14 protein-coding genes are annotated in these 17,621 nt (G+C 62.1%); 12 read left to right on the plus strand and 2 right to left on the minus strand.

Annotation, left to right across the window (positions count from 1 at the left end; genetic code table 11):
* Positions 1 to 652 precede the first annotated feature (652 nt).
* Both ilvD and ACFE72_RS20300 read left to right on the plus strand, forming a co-directional pair.
* On the plus strand, positions 653 to 2,377 hold the full coding sequence (gene ilvD, locus ACFE72_RS20295; protein ID WP_375414916.1) for a dihydroxy-acid dehydratase: 1,725 nt from the start codon (positions 653 to 655) through the stop codon (positions 2,375 to 2,377).
* Positions 2,364 to 3,179: a tetratricopeptide repeat protein gene (locus ACFE72_RS20300; protein WP_375414917.1), complete on the plus strand. Its 816-nt coding sequence runs from the start codon at positions 2,364 to 2,366 to the stop codon at positions 3,177 to 3,179. Before ilvD ends, ACFE72_RS20300 begins: the two co-directional genes overlap by 14 nt.
* Before the next feature lie 135 nt (positions 3,180 to 3,314).
* On the opposite strand, the gene xth is transcribed toward ACFE72_RS20300, so the two are convergent.
* Complete coding sequence (gene xth, locus ACFE72_RS20305; protein ID WP_375414946.1) at positions 3,315 to 4,106, minus strand: exodeoxyribonuclease III; 792 nt, start codon at positions 4,104 to 4,106, stop codon at positions 3,315 to 3,317.
* 160 nt (positions 4,107 to 4,266) lie between these two features.
* Here xth and ACFE72_RS20310 point away from each other — a divergent pair, with 160 nt between their 5' ends.
* Both ACFE72_RS20310 and ACFE72_RS20315 read left to right on the plus strand, forming a co-directional pair.
* Positions 4,267 to 5,400: an efflux RND transporter periplasmic adaptor subunit gene (locus tag ACFE72_RS20310; RefSeq protein ID WP_375414918.1), complete on the plus strand. Its 1,134-nt coding sequence runs from the start codon at positions 4,267 to 4,269 to the stop codon at positions 5,398 to 5,400.
* Positions 5,401 to 5,403: 3 nt separating this feature from the next.
* Positions 5,404 to 8,532 (plus strand): efflux RND transporter permease subunit, encoded by a 3,129-nt coding sequence (locus tag ACFE72_RS20315; RefSeq protein WP_375414919.1) that lies wholly within the window; start codon positions 5,404 to 5,406, stop codon positions 8,530 to 8,532.
* 243 nt (positions 8,533 to 8,775) lie between these two features.
* On the opposite strand, the gene erpA is transcribed toward ACFE72_RS20315, so the two are convergent.
* Entirely contained in the window at positions 8,776 to 9,108 is a 333-nt protein-coding gene (gene erpA, locus ACFE72_RS20320) for an iron-sulfur cluster insertion protein ErpA (RefSeq protein WP_375414920.1), read from the minus strand.
* Between the two features lie 109 nt (positions 9,109 to 9,217).
* Between erpA and ACFE72_RS20325 the strand changes: the two genes are divergently transcribed.
* The 8 genes from ACFE72_RS20325 to ACFE72_RS20360 all read left to right on the plus strand — a co-directional run bounded on the left by ACFE72_RS20325 (position 9,218) and on the right by ACFE72_RS20360 (position 17,555).
* Positions 9,218 to 10,432, plus strand: coding sequence for a deoxyguanosinetriphosphate triphosphohydrolase (locus ACFE72_RS20325; RefSeq protein WP_375414921.1), 1,215 nt, complete (start codon positions 9,218 to 9,220; stop codon positions 10,430 to 10,432).
* Between the two features lie 217 nt (positions 10,433 to 10,649).
* Entirely contained in the window at positions 10,650 to 11,087 is a 438-nt protein-coding gene (locus ACFE72_RS20330) for a VOC family protein (RefSeq protein ID WP_375414922.1), read from the plus strand.
* 144 nt (positions 11,088 to 11,231) lie between these two features.
* Positions 11,232 to 13,022 carry an arginine--tRNA ligase gene (argS, locus tag ACFE72_RS20335; RefSeq protein WP_375414923.1) on the plus strand — a complete coding sequence of 597 codons (1,791 nt, stop codon included), beginning with the start codon at positions 11,232 to 11,234 and terminating at the stop codon, positions 13,020 to 13,022.
* Positions 13,023 to 13,131: 109 nt separating this feature from the next.
* Positions 13,132 to 14,496 carry an SPOR domain-containing protein gene (locus ACFE72_RS20340; protein ID WP_375414924.1) on the plus strand — a complete coding sequence of 455 codons (1,365 nt, stop codon included), beginning with the start codon at positions 13,132 to 13,134 and terminating at the stop codon, positions 14,494 to 14,496.
* A 63-nt stretch (positions 14,497 to 14,559) separates the two neighbouring features.
* The gene (nagZ, locus tag ACFE72_RS20345; protein WP_375414925.1) at positions 14,560 to 15,585 is read left to right on the plus strand and encodes a beta-N-acetylhexosaminidase; all 1,026 of its coding nucleotides are present in this window, start codon (positions 14,560 to 14,562) and stop codon (positions 15,583 to 15,585) included.
* On the plus strand, positions 15,582 to 16,412 hold the full coding sequence (locus ACFE72_RS20350) for a segregation and condensation protein A (RefSeq protein WP_375414926.1): 831 nt from the start codon (positions 15,582 to 15,584) through the stop codon (positions 16,410 to 16,412). Before nagZ ends, ACFE72_RS20350 begins: the two co-directional genes overlap by 4 nt.
* A 31-nt stretch (positions 16,413 to 16,443) precedes the next feature.
* Positions 16,444 to 17,160, plus strand: a complete 717-nt coding sequence (scpB, locus tag ACFE72_RS20355) for an SMC-Scp complex subunit ScpB (RefSeq protein WP_375414927.1) — start codon at positions 16,444 to 16,446, stop codon at positions 17,158 to 17,160.
* Between the two features lie 158 nt (positions 17,161 to 17,318).
* Positions 17,319 to 17,555: a twin-arginine translocase TatA/TatE family subunit gene (locus tag ACFE72_RS20360; RefSeq protein ID WP_375414928.1), complete on the plus strand. Its 237-nt coding sequence runs from the start codon at positions 17,319 to 17,321 to the stop codon at positions 17,553 to 17,555.
* The last annotated feature ends 66 nt before the right edge of the window (positions 17,556 to 17,621 follow it).

The following is a 17,621-nucleotide window of genomic DNA, read 5'->3' on the forward strand; positions in this document are numbered from 1 at the left end:
CCCGGTTCTGCGAAGCGGCATGAAGAATGCCGCATCGCGCCCGGGACACGGGTTGGTCGTCATTGCCGGGACCCGGCAATCCACGTCTTTGCTCCACATCAAGAAAGAAAAACGTGGATGCCCGGCACAAGGCCGGGCATGACGGCGTGGTCTAGGTCATGGCCGGTACAAGCCGGGCATGACGGCGTGTTGCCGTCGTAGCGCTGCGCAGCGCCGCATCGCGCCCGAACGCCGGAAATCGTCATGGCCGGGCTTGCCCCGGCCATCCACGTCTTTGACGGCGCGGCGTGTTGAAGAACCTGATCCACGAATTCAAACAGCGGAAGTCAGACACGGCTTCGCGATCTCGCGGCGCCATGCGCCCGAGGTTTGCCCGTGAACGTCGAAGCGGATGGATTGCCGGGGTCAAAGCCCGGCAATGACAGCCGAGAGGCTGCATCGTGGTTGCTTGCCTGCAACGCATGTGGCGTCAACGCAACACTAGACCAACATTTAGCGGACAAGCCGGCCGGCTCTTGCGCGCGCCGCTATTTAGCCACACCCCTCCATGAAATCATTCTTCGTAAGCTGATGGCCACGGCGCTCGCGAAGGCGATGGAGAATCTGACGATTTTCCGGGTTCGAAAGGGATGGCTGGGGAAGCAGGTTCGCGATGGACGCCAAAACCAAACTCAAATCGAGACTGCCGAGCCGCCACGTGACCGAAGGCCCATCGCGGGCCCCGCATCGCTCGTATCTGTATGCCATGGGTCTGACCACCCAGCAGATTCACCAGCCCTTCGTCGGCGTGGCGTCGTGCTGGAACGAGGCCGCGCCCTGCAATATCTCGCTGATGCGCCAGGCCCAGGCGGTCAAGAAGGGCGTCGCCTCGGCCGGCGGCACGCCCCGCGAATTCTGTACGATCACCGTAACCGACGGCATCGCCATGGGTCATGACGGCATGCGCTCGTCGCTGCCGTCGCGCGAATGCATCGCCGATTCCGTCGAATTGACCATGCGCGGCCATGCCTATGACGCGCTGGTGGGGCTCGCCGGCTGCGACAAGTCGCTGCCTGGCATGATGATGGCGATGGTTCGCCTCAACGTGCCCTCGATTTTCATCTATGGCGGCTCGATCCTCCCGGGCAATTTCCGCGGCCAGCAGGTCACCGTGCAGGACATGTTCGAGGCCGTCGGCAAGCACTCGGTCGGCGAGATGTCCGATGCCGATCTGGATGAAATCGAGCGGGTGGCGTGCCCCTCGGCCGGCGCGTGCGGCGCACAATTCACCGCCAATACCATGGCGACGGTTTCGGAGGCCATTGGGCTGGCGCTGCCGTACTCGGCCGGCGCCCCGGCACCATACGAAATCCGCGACGCGTTCTGCATGACCGCAGGCGAAAAGGTAATGGAGCTGATCGCGGCCAACATCCGGCCGCGCGACATCGTCACCCGCAAGTCGCTGGAAAATGCGGCGGCGGTGGTGGCCGCATCGGGCGGATCGACCAATGCCGGGCTGCATCTGCCGGCGATCGCGCACGAATGCGGCATCAAGTTCGATTTGTTCGATGTGGCGGAAATCTTCAAAAAGACACCATATGTCGCGGATTTGAAGCCAGGCGGTCGTTATGTCGCCAAAGACATGTTCGAAGTTGGCGGCATACCGCTTCTGATGAAGACATTGCTCGACCACGGATATCTCCACGGCGACTGCCTGACCGTTACCGGCCGGACGATTGCGGAAAATCTCCAGGGCGTGAAATGGAATCCGCATCAGGACGTGGTGCGGAGTGCCGACACGCCGATCACCATCACCGGCGGCGTGGTCGGCTTGAAGGGAAATCTCGCGCCGGAGGGCGCGATCGTGAAGGTCGCCGGAATGTCGAATTTGAAATTCACCGGACCTGCCCGCTGTTTCGATCGTGAAGAGGATGCGTTCGAGGCGGTGCAGAACAGGACCTACAAGGAAGGCGAGGTCATTGTCATCCGCTACGAGGGCCCCAAGGGCGGTCCCGGCATGCGCGAAATGCTCTCGACCACGGCCGCGCTGACCGGACAGGGCATGGGAGGCAAGATCGCGCTGATCACCGACGGCCGGTTTTCAGGCGCCACCCGCGGCTTCTGCATCGGCCATGTCGGCCCGGAAGCTGCCATCGGCGGACCCATAGCGCTGCTGCAGGATGGCGACATCATCGAAATCGACGCTGATGTCGGCACCCTTGACGTAAAATTGACCGATGCGGAGTTGGCGGAACGTAAGACCAAATGGAAGGCTCGCGAGACAGATCATACGTCCGGCGCGTTGTGGAAGTATGCCCAGCAGGTCGGACCCGCGGTGGATGGTGCCGTTACCCATCCAGGTGGGGCGCGCGAGAAACAGTGTTATGCGGATATCTGAGTGGTTCATTGTTGCGTTGATTGTCGGCGCCACGCCGGTGGCGCTGCCGGCCTTTGCCTTTGAGGGTACTCCCGTCGGGCAGCAAGATACCGCCATCCCGGTGGTCGCCGCTCAGCCCGGCGCCCAGGCCTTGAAGAAGGCCGTGCCGCCGGGCACCTCGACTACCTCGCTGACGTCGCTGCAATACGCCGCCGAAGGCGGTCACCCCGTCGCGCAGTGGAAACTGGGACGGATGTACGCCGACGGCGACGGCGTCGCACAGGACGACCTTCGCGCCTTCGAATATTTCAGCCGGATTGCCAATGCCCACGCCGAGGACAGCCCGTCGGCGCCGCAGGCGACCATTGTCGCCAACGCCTTTGTGGCGCTGGGCCGGTACTATCTGAGCGGCATTCCGAACACGAAAATCAAGGTCGACGCCGATCGCGCGCGCGAAATGTTCTCCTATGCGGCGTCCTATTTCGGCAATGCCGACGCCCAATATGATCTGGCCCGGCTCTATCTCAACGGCATCGGCACGCCCCGCGATTCGCGCTATGGCGCGCGCTGGCTCGGCCTTGCCGCGCAGAAAGGTCAGCATCAGGCGCAGGCCACGCTTGGCCAGATGTTGTTCAATGGCGATCAGCTGCCGCGGCAGGCCGCGCGCGGGTTGATGTGGCTGACGCTGGCGCGGGACAATGCTACTCCGGACGAGGCGTGGATCAAGGAAAGCTACAACAAGGCGATCGCAAAAGCGTCCGAGAACGATCGCGCGATGGCGTTGCAAATGCTCGAGCACTGGGTCCAGGGCCGCAAGGACTGACCTGGACGCGATGCGGCATCCTTCATGCCGCTCCGCAGCGAAGGGACCATACCTGACGCCGCGTTCCTTTACGGCCCCGGCTCTGCAGTGCACCACCTCGCGACAGCTACGCGCTGCACTGCATCAGCGGCACGCTTACGCCGCCTCCAGATCCAGGTCGATCCACACCGGAACGTGGTCGGAAGGCTTTTCCCAGGCGCGGACATATTTATCGATTCCGGCACCGACCAGCCGGTCGCTGGCCTGCGGCGACAGCAGCAAATGGTCGATGCGGATGCCCCAGTTCTTCTGCCAGGCGCCGGCTTGATAATCCCAGAACGTATATTGGCCGGGTTCATCCGTGACCGCGCGCAGTGCATCGGTGAGCCCTAGTCCAAGCAAAGCCTGAAAGCTCTCGCGGGTTTGCGGTCTGAACAGGGCATCATTGACCCAAGCCGCCGGATTGTGGACGTCCGGTGCGGCCGGGATGACATTGAAATCGCCGGCGAGTACCAGCGGCTCTTCGGTCTTCAACCGTTGTTTTGAATACTCAAGAAGCCGGGACATCCACTTGAGCTTATAGGGATATTTTTCAGTACCGACAGGATTGCCGTTGGGCAAATAGAGGCAGCCGACCCGGATCACGCCCGATTTCAGCGACACCACGCCTTCAAGGAACCGGGCATGCACATCCGCTTCGTCGCCGAGGAGCCGGGGGGTAGCTTCCTGGAGCGGGTATTTCGATAACAACGCCACGCCGTTGAAGGTCTTCTGGCCATGGGCGACGACATTATAGCCCAGCTGTTCGATGTCTTCGCGCGGAAACGCCTCGTCAACGCACTTGGTCTCCTGCAGGCAGACGATGTCGGGCGTGCAGTCCCGCAGCCAGGTCAGCAGGTGATCGAGCCGCTGACGTATCGAGTTGACGTTCCAGGTGGCTATGCGCATGACGTGGTCCGGTAACAACAATATTAAATATTCGTTTTCTGGCATACCATGATCAATGTGGCTGTGATAAGCCATTAGAATAAGGCGCAAAAGTCGCCATCAAGGGTTGGAAAAAGCCGGGCCGTCCCGATCCCTTGTGGACCGGTTGACGTGAGATGTTATGAAAAAACGGAACCTGATTATTTTTGGAGGCGTGCTCGGCATTGTCGCGCTGGCGGCCTTCGTCGTGACCCGTTCGGCATGGATGGGTTCCGGTGCGAGTGCGCAGGGACCGCAGCGGCCGCGCGTCGTCTCGGTTGAACTTGCCAGGGCTGAGCGCAAGCCGGTACCCGTCGATGTCGACTCGATCGGAACGGTGACGCCGATCTCGAGCGTGGCCCTCAAGTCTCGCGTCGAAACCACCATCGTCTCGGTCCACTTCGAAGACGGCGCCAAGGTCAATGAGGGCGACCTGCTGTTTACCCTCGATGCACGCCAGATCGACGCCCAGATCGAGCAGGCCGCCGGGATGCTCGCGAAGGACCAAGCCCAGCTCGAAGGGGCGCAGCGCGATCTCAGGCGGTACAGCGACCTGATCGGCAAGGGCGCCACCACGCAGGTCAACCTCGACAATGCCAAAACCCAGGCCGATATCCTGATCGGCACGATCAAGGCCGATCAGTCGGCACTGGACAACCTGAAAGTCCAAAAGAGTTACACCATTATCCGCGCCCCGTTTTCCGGACGGATCAGCGCGGCCAACGTCAAAGTTGGGAATTTCGTCCGACCCGCCGATACCGCGCCCTTGGCCATCATCAATCAGATGGCGCCGGTGTACGTGACTTTCGCCATTCCGCAGCGCGTTCTGGCCGACCTGCGCGATGCCATGGCGATCGGGTCGTCCAAGGTGACTGCGACCATTCCGGGGCATCAGCGGTCCGAAGACGGCAAGATCGCGATGGTGGAAAATTCCGTGGATTCCACCACCGGCATGGTCACCGTTCGCGGCATTATGAACAACACCAATGAGACGCTGTGGCCCGGAATTCTGGTCGCCACCAAACTGACCATTCGTACGGAAAACGCCGTTGTGCTGCCGACGGTGGCTGTGCAGCGCAGCCAGAACGGCAATTACGTGTTCGCGGTCAAAGAAGGCGTCGCGAAAGTTCAGCCGGTGAAAGTCGACCGTACCTTCCAGGGGCAGTCGGTGATCACGGAAGGGCTGTCTGGCGGCGAGGACGTCGTGGTGGACGGCCAGTTGCTGCTGTCCGATGGCACGCGGGTCGAACCGCGGGCGCGCAAGGCCGGAGCCTGAGCGATGACGCTTTCGGAGCTTTGTATCCGCCGGCCGGTGATGACGACGCTCATCACCGCCTCGATCATCGCATTCGGCGTGTTCGGCTTCCGGCTGTTGCCGGTGTCGGCGCTTCCGAGGGTTGATTTTCCGACCATCGCAGTGACCGCGACCCTGCCGGGCGCCAGCGCCGAGACCATGGCGGCCTCGGTCGCCGGTATTATCGAACGTCAGTTATCGACCATCGCCGGCATCTCGTCGATGTCGTCGAGCTCGTCGCAGGGCACGACCCAGATCACCATCCAGTTCGACCTCAACCGCAACATCGACGCTGCCGCACTCGACGTGCAGACCGCGCTGACGATCGCGCAGCGCCGGCTCCCGATCGAGATGACGATTCCGCCGAGTTTCCGCAAGGTGAACCCAGCGGATTTTCCGGTGCTGTTCATCGCACTCGGATCGGCTACGCTGCCGCTGTCCGCCGTCAATGAATACGGCGACATCACCATCGGGCAGGCGCTGTCGCAGATTCCAGGCGTGGCGCAGGCCATCATCTACGGCGCGCAGAAATTTGCCATCCGGGTGCAGGCCGATCCGGAAGCCGCGGCGGCCCGCGGCCTGTCGCTCGAGGACATCCGCGCCGCGGTGTCGCGTGCCAACTCATCGACACCGGTGGGAACGCTCAACGGGCCGAAGCAGGATGTCGCGCTTCAGGCGTCCGGACAGATGGACAAGGCGAGCGACTACAGCCGGGTCGTGGTGGCGTGGCGTAACGGATCCCCGGTCAAGCTCGACGAGGTCGCCAAGATCTACGACAGCGTCGAAAACGACAAGATCGCGACCTGGCTGAACGATGACCGCGCCATCGTGATCGCAATCCAGAAACAGCCGGACGCCAACACGGTTGCCGTCGTCGATGCGGTAACGGCCAGACTTCCTGCGTTGCGGGCCCAAATTCCGCCTTCGGTGTCCATGAGCGTGATGCTCGACCGCTCCGTCTCGGTCCGCCAGGCGGTGAGCGACGTCGAGGAAACCTTGGGGATCGCCGTCTGTCTGGTGATCCTTGTGATCTTTCTGTTCCTGCGCTCGGCATCCGCCACGTTCATTCCCGCGCTTGCCGTGCCGATATCGCTGCTCGGGACCTGCGCGGTCATGTACATGCTGGATTATTCCATCAACAACATGACGCTGCTGGCGTTGACATTGTCGGTCGGTTTCGTGGTCGACGACGCCATCGTGATGCTGGAAAACATCGTGCGTCACATCGAGCACGGCATGCGGCCTTACGAGGCGGCGCTCAAGGGCGCGCGCGAAATCGGCTTTACCATCATCTCGATTACATTCTCGCTGATCGCCGTGTTCATCCCGGTTCTGCTGATGGGCGGCATCGTCGGCCGCGTGTTCCGCGAATTCGCGGTGACGATCTCGGTCGCGATCGTGGTGTCAGGTTTCGTATCGCTGACGCTGACGCCGATGCTGTGCGCGCGCGTGTTGAAGGCACACGATCCCGGCAAGAAGGAAAATTTCGTCCTTCGCTTGTTCGAAAGAATGTTCGACGGATGGCTGCGGGCCTATGAATGGGCGCTCGACTGGGTGCTGGCGAGGAAGGCGTTGATGCTGATCGTCACGCTCGCCACTCTCGGCGGAACAGTCTACCTGTACATGATGGTTCCGAAAGGATTCTTCCCGCAGGAGGACACCGGTTTTCTGATCGGCGTAACCGAGGCGGCCACGGATACCTCGTTCGAGGCGATGACGATCCGCCAGAAGGCGCTGGTCGATGTTTTGAAATCCGATCCGGCCGTGGATTACATCAACAGCACGGTCGGATCGGGCGGCCCCAATCCGACTGCGAATTACGGCCGGTTGTTTATCGGCCTGAAGCCGCAAGGCGAGCGCGATAGTGCTGCCAAGGTGATCGGCCGGCTGCGGCAAAAGGCGACCCAGATTCCGGGCATGCAGGCCTTCTTTCAGAGCATCCAGAACCTGAATATTGGCGGCCGGATATCGAAGAGCCAGTATCAGTATGTTCTGCAAAGCGGCGATACCGATGCGCTTTATCGGACGGCGCCGGAGATGCGCGAGAAGATTGCGAAGGTCGCGGGACTGCTCGACGTCACGACCGATCTCTACATCAAGAACCCGCAGATGACGGTCGACATCGACCGCGAAAAGGCCGCGGTTTACGGCATCACGGTCGATCAGGTGCGTAACCAGCTTTACAACGCCTTCGGCTCGCGCCAAGTCGGCACGATTTACATGCCGACCAATGATTATCAGATCATTCTGGAGGCGCAGCCGCAGTTTCGTGTCGATCCGTCGGACCTGTCGAAGCTCTATATGAAAACCGGAAACAACCAGACCATCCCGCTCGATGCGGTGGCCAGGCTGGTGCCGACGGTGGGTCCGTTGCAGATCAACCATCAGGGCCAGCAGCCGGCGGTGACGATTTCGTTCAACCTGCAGCCCGGTTATTCGCTCGGCTACGCGGTGGATCAGATCACCGCGCTCGAGCAGGCGTCCAATCTGCCGGTGACCATCGCCACCGGCTTCTCCGGAACGGCCCAGGTGTTCCAGGATTCGTTGCGTGGGCAGGGCGTGCTGATCCTGGCCGCGGTCTTCGCCGCGTTCGTGATTCTTGGCATCCTCTATGAAAGCTTCATCCACCCGATCACCATCATTTCGGGCCTGCCGTCGGCGGGAATCGGGGCGATCCTGACCTTGATGCTGTTCAACATGGAACTGTCCGTCATCGCGATGATCGGCATCGTGATGCTGGTGGGCATCGTCAAGAAGAACGCCATCATGATGGTGGATTTTGCGCTGGAGCGCCGGCGCGTCGGCCTGAGTGCCGAACACGCGATCCGCGAAGCCGCGTTGTTGCGGTTCCGTCCCATCATGATGACCACATTCGCCGCGATCTTCGGTACGTTGCCGATCGCCATCGGCGCCGGAGCCGGCGCCGAACTGCGCCAGCCGCTCGGCGTCGCCGTGGTCGGCGGCCTCTGCGTGTCGCAGCTTCTGACATTGTTCATCACGCCGGTGATTTACATCTATCTCGACCGCATTGATCGCCGCCTGAAGCGCCGTCTCGAACCGCAATTCGACGAGGGCGAGGAGGCCGGCCGGCCGCGCGCGGTCGCCGCCGAGTGAAGGCGGCGACCGCCTTGATGACGCGACGCCGATTCAACCATGCCGCAATTGTCGTCTCACCGCCTGCGAGCAAAGGGACGAGTGCGACCCGGCAACAGTCAAATGACGGCAGGCCTGCCGAAATGGAAATGGCCCGAAGCGGTTTGCTCCGAGCCATCTTTAATCCGCGAACGTACATCCGGCCCGCCGATTAATCGACGCTATCGTGCGCAAACAAGGTTAACGGACAGTTAAGTCGGCCGATCAAATCGAAAAGCTGGTCCCGCATCCGCACGATGCGGTCGCATTCGGATTGACCACCCGGAACGATGCGCCGATCAGGTCATCGACAAAGTCGACTTCGGAACCTGCCAGAAAGGGCACCGACGCCGGATCGACCAGCACCACGGCGCTGTCGCGCGCAATCACGAGGTCATCGTCGGCCCGCGCCCGTTCGACATCGAATTTGTACTGGAAGCCGGAGCAGCCGCCGCCCTCGACGCTGATGCGGAGCATGGCGCCGTCGCCCTCGGTCCTGAGGATTTCCCCGATGCGGCGGGCCGCCCGCTCGCTGATGGTGACGCTTGCTTCTGCCATAATTCGACTCCGAGCCGTGTCGCCGGGATTTTTCAGCGGTTTTGAATTGCCCGCAAGGCGTAGTTAAGTGCGCCAAGCCACAGAATCAAACATTTATGGGATTCAAGCTGTGTCGGTCGGAATGGCTGCCCCCCGCATGACCTATGCCTGCGACCCTGATCGCAGCCGGGGGCGGCTGATCCAGGAGCCGCCGGCAAAGACCCGCAGCCCGTTCCGGCGCGATTGCGACCGGGTGATCCATTCCACGGCATTCCGCCGCCTGAAGCACAAGACCCAGGTGTTCGTATTCCATGAAGGCGATCACTATCGCACTCGGCTTAGCCATACCCTCGAAGTGGCTCAAATCGCCCGCGCGCTGTCGCGGCAGCTCGGCCTCGATGAGGATCTGACGGAGACGCTGGCGCTGGCACACGATCTCGGCCACCCGCCGTTCGGTCATGCCGGCGAGCACGCCCTCGACAGCTGCCTGCAGTCGCTCGGCGGTTTCGACCACAATGCCCAGACCCTCCGGCTCGTGACATCGCTCGAGCACCGTTATCCCGATTTCGACGGCCTCAATCTAACCTGGGAATCCCTGGAAGGTATCGTCAAGCACAATGGACCGCTGACCGATAAAGCAGGCACGCCGGTCGGACGTTATCGCGGCCGCAGCGTGCCGCCTGGGATTTCCGAATACGATGGGAATTGGGACCTGGAGCTCTGGAGCTTTGCATCGCTTGAAGCCCAGGTGGCGGCGGTATCCGACGACATCGCCTACGATGCCCACGATATCGACGACGGCCTGCGCGCCGGCCTGTTCACGGTCGATGACTTGGCCGTGATGCCGCTTATGTCGGGCATGATCGTGGACATCGCAAGGCGCCATCCCATGCTCGACGACGACCGCCGCGGCGCGGAACTGGTGCGCGAACTGATTTCCTATCTGATCGGCGCGGTTTTCTCGGAATCGCGTCGGCGCCTGGAGGCCGCCAAGCCGAAATCCGTCGAACACGTCCGCAACCATGGCAGCGTCCTGATCGCGTTTCCACCCGAGGCGGAAGAAGCCGAGCAAATGATCAAAATTTTTCTGAAAGAGCGCATGTACCGTCATCCGCGGGTAATGCGGGTCATGAGCGAGGCTGAATCGATCCTGTTCGACTTGTTTGCACGGTATCAGCAATCGCCGCATGACATGCCGTCCGAATGGCTGCCGCGAGGCGACGTAGGCGCGGAAACCGAAACCGATCGGGCGCGCCGGATCGGCAATTTCATCGCGGGGATGACCGACCGCTTCGCGCTGACCGAGCATCAGAGGCTTTTCAGCTCAACCCCGGATCTGCGTTAAGCGGCATCCATTTTGAACTTGACGCGCTTGATCGTCTGATACATAACCAAGAAGTTATATAACGATATGGTTAAATGCGACGCCTTTAAGCCGGCGCCTGCGCTTCGCCAGTGACAACCGGCATGAAGATCGGCTTCAGACCTGTCGATCAATGCTGGCCGCAAGCCTTCCGCCCGCGCGCGGGGCATCTCAACCCACTCAACCAGCAAGGATTCCCATGACTTCGATCACGCCGTTCCTGTGGTTCGACAACAACGTTCCCGAGGCGGTCGCCTTCTACAAATCGGTATTTCCCAATGCCAAAGTCGAAACCGTCAACGACTTCATGGCGAGTTTCGAGCTTGAGGGGCAGAAGTTCAACGCCCTCAATGGCGGCCCACGGTACAAGTTCAACGAGGCGGTTTCCTTCTTCATCGCGGTCGACAGCCAGGAAGAGGTGGACTACTTCTGGAACAGATTGACCGCAGACGGCGGCGAGGAATCGAAATGCGGGTGGCTCAAGGACAAATTCGGCTTGTCCTGGCAGGTCGTGCCCACGGCCCTCGGCCGTTATCTCAGCGATCCCGATCGCAAAAAAGCCGATCGCGCCATGCAAGCCATGATGAAGATGCAAAAGATCGTCATCGCCGACCTCGACAAGGCATTTGCCGGCTGATCTCCAAAAATCACCCGGGCATGCCGGTCGGCTCTCCCGGAATTTGCGCAGATGGCACCATCTCCAGGCCCGACCGCCCCGTTCCGACCGGGCACCAGAGCTTTTTGACTTGCCCCCGGAATTGCGTTAGGCGGCGGGCTATCGATGGCAAATTCAGCAACATCGCCGCATCTTTTCGCCGACGTGCTGGCGCGCGTGCATGCGGTATGCGCCACCCTCGCGGCTGAGGGCGGTTGGCCTGACGCCGACCTGACGCGCGTAGTGGTCGAGCCGCCCCGAGATGCCTCCCATGGCGACATGGCGACCAATGCCGCCATGGTGCTGGCCAAGGATGCCGCAGCAAAACCGCGTGAGCTTGCCGAGCGGATCGCCGCAAAACTCCGCGCCGATGGCCTGATCGACAATGTCGATGTCGCCGGTCCCGGCTTCATCAATCTGACCCTGAAAGCCCACGTTTGGGCGGATGCGCTGCGTACGGTTTTACGCGAGGGCAAGGGCTATGGCCGGACCGGGACGGGCTCCGGCGAAAGAGTCAGCGTCGAATATGTCTCGGCCAATCCGACCGGGCCGATGCATGTCGGCCATTGCCGCGGCGCGGTGTTTGGCGATGCATTGGCGAGCCTTCTGGCGTTCGCCGGCTACGACGTCACCCGGGAATACTATATCAACGACGCCGGTGCGCAGGTTGACGTGCTCGCCCGATCGGCGCTGCTGCGCTACCGCGAGGCGCTGGGCGAAAACATCGGCGAGATTCCGGAAGGGCTCTATCCTGGCGATTATCTGAAGCCGGTGGGGCAGGCGCTTGCGGCCGAGCACGGCGACAGGCTGCTGACGATAAGCGAGGCCGAGTGGCTTCCCGTGGCGCGCGCCAAAGCCATCGCGATGATGATGGAGCAGGTCAGGGGTGATCTCGCTGCGCTCAGCATCGAGCAGGATGTCTTTTTCTCCGAGCGGTCGCTGATCGAAACTGGAAACAACCGGGTTGCCGAGACGGTCGACTATCTTCGTTCCAAAGGCGACGTTTACGAAGGCCGTCTGCCGCCTCCCAAGGGCGGACCGGTCGAGGACTACGAGGACCGCGTACAGACGCTGTTCCGCGCGACCGCCTACGGGGACGATGTCGACCGGCCGCTGCTGAAGTCCGACGGCTCCTATACCTATTTTGCCGCCGATATCGCCTATCACAAAAATAAATTCGATCGCGGCTTTGCCGAAATGATCGACGTGTGGGGCGCCGATCACGGCGGTTATGTCAAGCGCATGCAGGCGGCAGTCAAGGCGGTCACGTCAGGCAAAGCGACGCTGGATGTGAAGATCGTGCAGCTGGTCAAACTGCTGCGCAACGGCGAGCCGGTGAAGATGTCGAAGCGCTCGGGCGACTTCGTGACGTTGCGTGAGGTGGTAGATGAAGTCGGCAAGGATGCCGTCCGCTTCATGATGCTTTACCGCAAGAACGACGCGGTGCTGGACTTCGATCTCGCCAAGGTAATCGAGCAATCGCGCGAGAATCCGGTGTTTTATGTGCAATACGGCCACGCCCGCGGCCACTCCGTGTTCCGCAATGCCCGCGAGGTAATTCCGGACCTGCCGGAAGACGCCGCTGCGCGGGCCGCGTTTCTTGCGGATGCACCAGTGGAGCGGCTGGAGGACGTGGCGGAACTGGACCTGCTGCGGCGGCTGGCGCTTTATCCCCGGATGATCGAGGCGGCGGCCGCGGCCCATGAACCCCACCGAATCGCTTTTTATCTCTATGATCTTGCCAGCGAATTTCATGCGCTGTGGACCAGGGGGCGAGATTTGCCCTATTTACGCTTCATTATCACTAATGATGCACAAATCACATTGGCGCGATTGGCATTGGTCCAGGGCGTCGTCTCGGTTCTGGCATCGGGTCTCGCCATTCTTGGCGTCCACGCACCAGACGAGATGCGATAGGCAGGGGATACCGCCTTCACATGGGGACCTGTGAGGGCATTAACTGGCAGCGGCTGGTTCGTTTGTAAGGGCGGGTTGGCGGCTTTCCCGAAGGGGACGCATCATCACGATGGCTGATCGATACCAGGACAAACCTTTTCCCGCGGACGACGACGATCGCGGATCGCAGCACGCGCCCGCCAAGGGCGACAGCGACCCCTTGGCCGAGCTGGCGCGGCTGATCGGACAAACCGATCCATTCGCCAGCTTTGGCCGCGCCAATCAGCCGATGCCGCCGCGCGAACCCGCTCCCTATTATCCGCCGGAGCAGGGACCGGAAATCGAAGAACCTCCGGCAGCCGGGCCGCCGTCATGGATGCAGCGCGCTGCTCAGCAGGAAGCCGCCTCACAGCAGGATCTCGACCTCTCTGTGCACCCGTTGCGCCGTTACGCTGCCGCGCATCCGCCCGCCGAACCGGAGTACCACGAGGCTCCGCCATTCGCAGCCGATACCGAGCAACATCCGCAGGCTGATCCGGCGCGTTATGACGATGCCCTCTATGGCCAGCCCGACCCCGGCGCGCATGAGGAGCACGACCCGGCGTATACGCCCGATCCCTATGCTTATCAGGACGGCTATGGCGAGGAAGCGATGGAAAATCCGAAGCCGCGCCGCGGCGGCATGATCACGGTAGCTGCCGTCCTTGCGCTGGCGGTCGTCGGTACCGGGGGTGCGTTCGCTTATCGCACTTATATCGGATCGCCGCGGAGCGGCGAGCCGCCGATCATCCGGGCCGACGCCGGTCCGACCAAAATCGTTCCAGCTCCATCCGGAGATGCCGCCGCCAAAGTACCGGACCGCATGACGTCCAGCGGCGCCGAGAAAATCGTCCCGCGTGAGGAAGCGCCGGTCGACGTCAATGCCCAGGCCGGGACGCGCGTGGTATTTCCGCCGCTGAACACCAATGCCAATCCGCCGCCGGCGGCAAGCGTGGCGCCGGGTGCCAAACCAGTCTCCGCTGCCGCCAATGGCACGATGGGTGGTGACGAGCCACGCAAGATCAGAACATTAGCGGTCAAAGGCGACCCGGCTGATGTGGCGGCAACCCCGGCGCCGAAGCCTGCAACTGCCCCGCGTCCAGTGCCAGCGCCGGCGGCAGCGCGCGTTCCGACGCCGGCCGCCAACGCCAACGCGTCGGCCAATGCACCGCTGTCGCTGTCGCCGCAGGCGGCACCTGCCGGCGGTACCAGCTATGTGGTTCAGGTCTCTTCGCAGCGAAGCGAAGCCGATGCGCAGGCCTCCTACCGGGCCCTGCAGGGCAAGTTCCCCTCGGTGCTGGGCTCCCGGACCCCCTTGATCAAGCGTGCCGACCTCGGCGACAAGGGCGTCTACTACCGCGCCATGCTCGGGCCGTTCGGATCCTCCGAGGAGGCGGCACAGGTCTGCGGTAGCCTGAAAACCGCCGGCGGACAGTGCGTGGTTCAAAAGAACTAGTCATCCAAAGGAATTAATGGCCATTTCCTTGACCCCCGGCCTGCGCGCGGTCTAATCCGCGCCATGATAACGCGCGCATTCATATCGGGTGTATCGGGATTCACGTTGACCGCCGATGAGCGAGCGTTCCTGCGCGCGGAGCGGCCCTGGGGATTTATCTTATTCAAGCGTAACATTGACACGCCTACTCAAGTACTTGAATTAATAACAGAATTAAGAACATCCGTTGATAATTCTGGTGCGCCCGTCCTGATCGACCAGGAAGGGGGGCGGGTCCAACGCTTCGCACCACCGCACTGGCCCGCTTATCCGCCGGGCGCGGTATTTGGCGCGCTTTACGACATCGACCCCAGGCTTGGCCTTACGGCGGCGCGGCTGAGCGCGCGCCTGATCGCCGCAGATCTGATCGAACTCGGCGTGACCGTCGATTGCCTGCCGCTGGCGGACGTCCCCGTCGCCGGTGCGGATGCTGTAATCGGTAACAGGGCCTATGGAACCGAGCCCGGTAAGGTTGCAGCCATCGCGCGTGCCGTGACTGAAGGACTTGAGCAGGGTGGCGTACTGCCGGTGCTGAAGCATATTCCGGGTCATGGCCGGGCAACCGCCGATACCCACTTCAGACTTCCGGTGGTCGACACGCCGCGAGCGGAACTCGAACGGACCGATTTTGCAGCCTTCCAACCATTGGCCGACCTGCCGATGGCCATGACTGCGCATGTTGTGTTTAGCGCGCTTGATCCTGCCCAACCGGCGACGACTTCTGCGACAATCATCGAACAGGTGATTCGCGGTCAAATCGGGTTTCAGGGTCTGTTAATGAGTGACGACGTTTCCATGAATGCATTGGCAGGGTCGATCGCCGAGCGGACCCGAGCAATTGTGTCGGCCGGATGCGACATGGTTCTGCACTGCAACGGCACGCTCGACGAAATGCGCGAAGTCGCGCGCGAGACGCCGGAGCTGGCGGGCAAGGCGCTCGAGCGTGCCAGCCGGGCGTTGGCATCGCGGAAGGCTGCGCAGCCCCTCGATCGTGCCGCGGCGCGGGCTGAGTTGGATGAACTGGTGCGGCGTGCAGAGGTCAGCGCATGAGCGCGGAAATTCTGTCGTTTGAAACCGGACGGCCCGCAGAACTCGCCGCCGATGAGCCGTCGCTGGTGGTCGATGTCGAAGGCTATGAGGGGCCGCTCGACCTGTTGCTCGCACTGGCGCGGCAGCAGAGGGTCGATCTGCACAAGATTTCCATTTTAGCGCTGGCCGATCAGTATCTCGTCTTCATCGAGGCCGCGCGAAAAATTCGCCTCGAACTTGCCGCCGATTATCTGGTGATGGCGGCATGGTTGGCGTTCCTGAAATCGCGCCTGCTGCTGCCGGAGCCGGCGACGCCGGATGGTCCCAGTGCCGAGGAAATGGCGACCGCCCTTGCCAACCGGCTGCGTCGGCTGGAGGCCATTCGCGAAGCATCGAACCGGCTGATGAATCGGCCGCAATTGCAGCGCGACATTTTTCCGCGCGGTCAGCCCGAATCCATCGCCGAAATCCGCCACCCGCGGTTTACCGCCACGCTGTTCGATCTGCTTACCGCCTATGCCGCCCAGCGCCAGCAACGCGTGCTCGCCAATGTGCATCTGGCACGACGCACGGTGTGGTCGTTGACGGAGGCAAGGGCGTCGCTCGAACGCCTTGTCGGGATGGCCGAAGACTGGAGCCGTCTCGACGAATACCTCATCAATTATGTGGTCGATCCCTCGCAAAAGGCTACCGTTTTCGCATCCAGCTTCGCCGCGGCGCTGGAAATGGTTCGGGAAGGCGAGGTCGAGTTGCACCAGAAGAAAGCGTTTGCACCGCTGTATTTTCGCAAGCGTCCACCGCAAGCGATGCCCGGCGCGTTGGCGGCGCCGGATGTGCCGCAAGGGTAACTAGGCGTTACTGGAAGAAGGGAAACGAGCCATGGCAAGCCTGGCGGAAAAACGCATCGCGGATGTCGAGGACCGCTCCGAAAATCCGGAAGCGCGTCCCGAGGAATTGCGGCTGCTGGAAGCGCTGCTGTTCGCCTCCACCGAGCCGCTCGATCAGACAGCCCTCGCAAAGCGGATGCCGGATGGCATCGACGTCAAGGCCGCGCTGGCGCAGTTGCAGGCGGATTACGCCTCGCGCGGGGTCAACCTCGTTCGCGTCGCCAACAAATGGTCCTTCCGCACCGCGGGCGATCTATCGTGGCTGATGACGCGGGAAAGTACGGAAACGCGGCGGTTGTCGCGTGCCGCCATCGAGATGCTCGCAATCATCGCCTACCATCAGCCGGTGACGCGCGCGGAGATCGAGGATATCCGGGGCGTCATTACGTCCAAGGGCACGCTCGATGTGCTGCTGGAAACCGGCTGGGTGCGGCCGCGCGGACGGCGCAAGACGCCGGGACGGCCGCTGACGTTCGGCACCACCGAAGCTTTCCTGTCGCAATTCAGCCTCGAGGCGCTCGGCGACCTGCCAGGTCTCGATGAACTGAAGGGGACGGGGTTGCTGGATTCGCGATTGCCGTCCGGCTTCAGCGTGCCGGCGCCGTCCGATGACCCGGCGTTGCGCGATGACGAGGACCCGCTCGACATCGGCGATCTGGAGCTGGCGCTGGCGCCGGCCGTGGAGCCCGAGACGGACGGCGGCGGCTGAGTTCGGATGGCTGCGATCGCAGGTTAACAATAGCGGCAAAGGGTCGCCTCTGCGGTCAATGCGACGAGCCTTAAGTCCTTGTTTTTGACACCTCCCGAGCCTACGTTCCGGAGCAAATAGAGGCCGGTTTGACGGCCGCGTGTTTGGAGGGTTGCAGGATGGGTTCGCTTAGCATTTGGCACTGGATCGTCGTGATCGCGGTCGTCCTGTTGTTGTTCGGCCGCGGCAAGATTTCCGACCTGATGGGCGACGTCGCGCAGGGCATCAAGGCCTTCAAGAAGGGCATGCAGGACGACGACAAGGCTGCGGAAAAGCCGGAGCCGGTCAAGACCATCGATCACACTGCGCCGGCGCCGACCGCAGCGCGGACGGATGTCGGCAGCAAAGCCGTTTGATCCGGAAAGCCGTTTGAACGGGAAAAGTCTTGCGGCACCGTTGCGGCAAACCCGCGGCCAAACGTT

This window comes from uncultured Bradyrhizobium sp. (assembly GCF_964252615.1).
In the GTDB taxonomy this organism is placed as follows: Bacteria; Pseudomonadota; Alphaproteobacteria; order Rhizobiales; family Xanthobacteraceae; genus Bradyrhizobium.

Excerpts from the sequence above, each read along its gene's own strand:
- ACFE72_RS20310 (WP_375414918.1), top strand. The coding sequence starts at position 4,267 with ATGAAAAAACGGAACCTGATTATTTTTGGAGGCGTGCTCGGCATTGTC.
- xth (WP_375414946.1), bottom strand. The coding sequence starts at position 4,106 with ATGCGCATAGCCACCTGGAACGTCAACTCGATACGTCAGCGGCTCGAT.
- ACFE72_RS20315 (WP_375414919.1), top strand. The coding sequence starts at position 5,404 with ATGACGCTTTCGGAGCTTTGTATCCGCCGGCCGGTGATGACGACGCTC.
- ACFE72_RS20300 (WP_375414917.1), top strand. The coding sequence starts at position 2,364 with ATGCGGATATCTGAGTGGTTCATTGTTGCGTTGATTGTCGGCGCCACG.
- erpA (WP_375414920.1), bottom strand. The coding sequence starts at position 9,108 with ATGGCAGAAGCAAGCGTCACCATCAGCGAGCGGGCGGCCCGCCGCATC.
- ACFE72_RS20350 (WP_375414926.1), top strand. The coding sequence starts at position 15,582 with ATGAGCGCGGAAATTCTGTCGTTTGAAACCGGACGGCCCGCAGAACTC.
- ACFE72_RS20330 (WP_375414922.1), top strand. The coding sequence starts at position 10,650 with ATGACTTCGATCACGCCGTTCCTGTGGTTCGACAACAACGTTCCCGAG.
- nagZ (WP_375414925.1), top strand. The coding sequence starts at position 14,560 with ATGATAACGCGCGCATTCATATCGGGTGTATCGGGATTCACGTTGACC.
- scpB (WP_375414927.1), top strand. The coding sequence starts at position 16,444 with ATGGCAAGCCTGGCGGAAAAACGCATCGCGGATGTCGAGGACCGCTCC.
- ilvD (WP_375414916.1), top strand. The coding sequence starts at position 653 with ATGGACGCCAAAACCAAACTCAAATCGAGACTGCCGAGCCGCCACGTG.
- ACFE72_RS20340 (WP_375414924.1), top strand. The coding sequence starts at position 13,132 with ATGGCTGATCGATACCAGGACAAACCTTTTCCCGCGGACGACGACGAT.
- argS (WP_375414923.1), top strand. The coding sequence starts at position 11,232 with ATGGCAAATTCAGCAACATCGCCGCATCTTTTCGCCGACGTGCTGGCG.
- ACFE72_RS20360 (WP_375414928.1), top strand. The coding sequence starts at position 17,319 with ATGGGTTCGCTTAGCATTTGGCACTGGATCGTCGTGATCGCGGTCGTC.